Source organism: Escherichia sp. AM3 (assembly GCF_032029835.1).
Classification (GTDB): Bacteria; Pseudomonadota; Gammaproteobacteria; order Enterobacterales; family Enterobacteriaceae; genus Escherichia; species Escherichia coli.
Genome location: NZ_JAVUPQ010000153.1, coordinates 1 through 3,693 on the forward strand (window position 1 = coordinate 1; position 3,693 = coordinate 3,693).

Genomic DNA, 3,693 nt, shown 5'->3' on the forward strand with positions numbered 1-3,693 from the left:
CCTTCTCCGCCCCCAAAAGTGTCTCCGTGATGGCCATGTTAGGCGGTGATAAACGTCTTATTGATGCACATAACCAGGCCGTGGATTTTGCTGTCCGTCAGGTGGAGGCGCTGGCTTCCACACGGGTTATGACGGACGGACAGTCAGAAACGGTGCTGACCGGTAATCTGGTGATGGCACTGTTTAACCACGACACCAGTCGCGATCAGGAACCACAGTTACACACACATGCGGTAGTGGCCAATGTCACGCAGCATAACGGCGAGTGGAAGACATTGAGCAGTGACAAAGTGGGGAAAACGGGGTTCATTGAGAATGTGTACGCTAATCAGATTGCCTTCGGCAGGCTCTACCGGGAAAAACTGAAAGAGCAGGTTGAGGCGCTAGGCTATGAAACGGAAGTGGTTGGTAAGCACGGTATGTGGGAGATGCCGGGCGTACCGGTGGAGGCCTTCTCCGGACGCTCACAGGCTATCCGGGAGGCCGTCGGGGAAGACGCCTCGCTGAAATCCCGGGATGTGGCGGCACTGGATACGCGAAAATCCAAACAGCACGTCGATCCTGAAGTCAGAATGGCTGAATGGATGCAGACGCTGAAGGAAACCGGGTTCGACATCCGGGCGTATCGTGACGCGGCGGACCAACGGGCGGAGACCCGCACGCAGACGCCCGGACCCGCTTCACAGGACGGGCCGGATGTGCAGCAGGCGGTGACACAGGCCATTGCCGGATTAAGTGAACGCAAAGTGCAGTTTACGTACACGGACGTGCTGGCCAGAACGGTCGGCATACTGCCGCCGGAAAATGGTGTGATTGAACGGGCACGCGCCGGTATCGATGAGGCCATCAGCCGTGAGCAGCTTATCCCCCTCGATCGTGAGAAGGGGCTGTTCACGTCCGGGATTCATGTGCTCGATGAGCTGTCAGTCCGGGCACTCAGTCGTGACATCATGAAACAGAACCGGGTGACCGTACATCCGGAGAAAAGTGTCCCCCGGACGGCCGGTTACAGCGATGCGGTCAGTGTTCTGGCACAGGATCGCCCGTCGCTGGCTATTGTGTCCGGGCAGGGCGGTGCAGCCGGGCAGCGTGAGCGGGTGGCGGAGCTGGTCATGATGGCCCGGGAGCAGGGGCGGGAGGTGCAGATTATCGCCGCTGACCGTCGCTCGCAGATGAACCTGAAGCAGGATGAACGGCTGTCCGGTGAGCTGATAACCGGACGTCGTCAGCTGCAGGAGGGCATGGCCTTCACGCCGGGCAATACTGTTATCGTTGACCAGGGCGAAAAACTCTCCCTGAAAGAGACGTTAACCCTGCTGGACGGTGCCGCACGTCATAACGTACAGGTCCTGATAACCGACAGCGGGCAGCGAACCGGTACAGGCAGTGCACTGATGGCCATGAAAGATGCCGGGGTGAACACATATCGCTGGCAGGGGGGAGAACAGCGGCCGGCCACCATCATCAGTGAACCGGACCGTAATGTCCGCTATGCCCGGCTGGCAGGAGATTTTGCTGCCAGCGTGAAAGCCGGAGAAGAGAGCGTGGCACAGGTCAGCGGGGTACGGGAACAGGCCATACTGACACAGGCCATTCGCAGTGAGCTGAAAACACAGGGCGTGCTCGGACGCCCGGAGGTAACCATGACCGCCCTGTCGCCGGTCTGGCTGGACAGCCGGAGCCGTTATCTGCGGGATATGTACCGTCCGGGGATGGTGATGGAGCAGTGGAACCCGGAGACACGCAGTCATGACCGCTATGTTATCGACCGGGTGACGGCGCAGAGTAACAGCCTGACCCTGCGGGATGCGCAGGATGAAACGCAGGTGGTGCGTATTTCCTCCCTGGACAGCAGCTGGTCGCTGTTCCGGCCGGAAAAAATGCCGGTGGCAGACGGCGAGCGACTGAGGGTGACAGGGAAAATTCCCGGACTCCGCGTCTCCGGCGGTGACCGCCTGCAGGTGGCATCCGTCAGTGAAGATGCGATGACGGTTGTTGTGCCGGGGCGGGCTGAACCGGCCTCCCTGCCTGTGAGCGATTCACCATTCATGGCACTGAAGCTGGAGAACGGCTGGGTGGAAACGCCCGGGCATTCCGTCAGCGACAGTGCGAAGGTTTTTGCCTCCGTCACACAGATGGCAATGGACAACGCCACCCTGAACGGTCTGGCCCGCAGCGGTCGTGATGTCCGGCTGTATTCCTCACTGGATGAAACCCGTACTGCGGAAAAACTTGCCCGCCATCCCTCCTTTACGGTGGTTTCTGAGCAGATAAAGGCGCGTGCCGGTGAGACATTGCTGGAAACCGCTATCAGTCTGCAGAAAACCGGGCTTCACACGCCGGCACAGCAGGCTATTCATCTGGCGCTTCCTGTGGTGGAAAGTAAAAACCTGGCCTTCAGCATGGTGGACCTGCTGACAGAGGCGAAGTCGTTTGCTGCAGAAGGAACCAGTTTTACTGAACTGGGAGGGGAAATCAATGCGCAGATAAAACGCGGTGATTTACTGTATGTGGATGTGGCAAAAGGCTATGGCACAGGCCTGCTGGTTTCCCGTGCGTCGTATGAGGCAGAAAAGAGCATTCTTCGCCATATTCTCGAAGGTAAGGAGGCGGTCACGCCACTGATGGAGAGAGTACCTGGCGAACTCATGGAGAAACTGACATCAGGACAGCGTGCCGCTACCCGCATGATACTGGAAACGTCCGACCGTTTCACGGTGGTGCAGGGCTATGCCGGTGTGGGTAAGACCACACAGTTCCGGGCGGTGATGTCAGCCGTGAACATGCTGCCGGAGAGTGAACGTCCCCGTGTCGTGGGGCTGGGGCCCACGCACCGTGCGGTCGGTGAGATGCGCAGCGCCGGCGTGGATGCACAGACGCTGGCGTCCTTTCTGCATGACACGCAGCTGCTGCAGCGCAGCGGAGAAACGCCGAATTTCAGCAACACGCTGTTCCTGCTCGATGAGAGCTCTATGGTGGGCAATACCGACATGGCACGGGCATACGCCCTGATTGCGGCCGGTGGCGGTCGTGCCGTGGCCAGTGGTGACACGGACCAGTTGCAGGCCATCGCGCCCGGTCAGCCTTTCCGTCTCCAGCAGACGCGCAGTGCTGCCGATGTGGTCATCATGAAGGAGATTGTGCGTCAGACGCCGGAACTGCGGGAGGCGGTATACAGCCTGATTAACCGGGATGTGGAAAGGGCACTGTCCGGGCTTGAGAGTGTGAAACCGTCTCAGGTTCCCCGTCAGGAGGGCGCATGGGCACCGGAGCACTCCGTGACGGAGTTCAGTCACAGCCAGGAAGCGAAACTGGCAGAAGCGCAGCAGAAGGCGATGCTGAAAGGCGAGGCTTTCCCGGATATCCCCATGACACTGTATGAAGCCATTGAGCAGGTCATGGTGCCTGTCCTGAACACAGCGAATATACGTGACGGAGAACTGCGTCGTCTCTCCACCTGGGAGAATAACCCGGATGCCCTTGCCCTGGTGGATAGTGTGTATCACCGGATTGCCGGTATCAGCAAGGATGACGGGCTGATAACCCTGGAGGATGCGGAAGGTAACACGCGGCTGATTTCGCCCCGGGAGGCGGTGGCTGAAGGCGTCACACTGTACACCCCGGACACCATCCGGGTGGGAACCGGTGACCGGATGCGCTTCACGAAGAGTGACCGGGAGCGAGGTTATGTGG

Annotated in this window: 1 protein-coding gene; it reads left to right on the plus strand. The window is 59.6% G+C overall.

Features of this window, described 5'->3' with window-relative positions; all coding sequences use genetic code 11:
* The coding region (traI, locus tag RTW80_RS23075; protein WP_312720363.1) for a conjugative transfer relaxase/helicase TraI at window positions 1–3,693 on the plus strand (3,693 nt) is incomplete at both ends.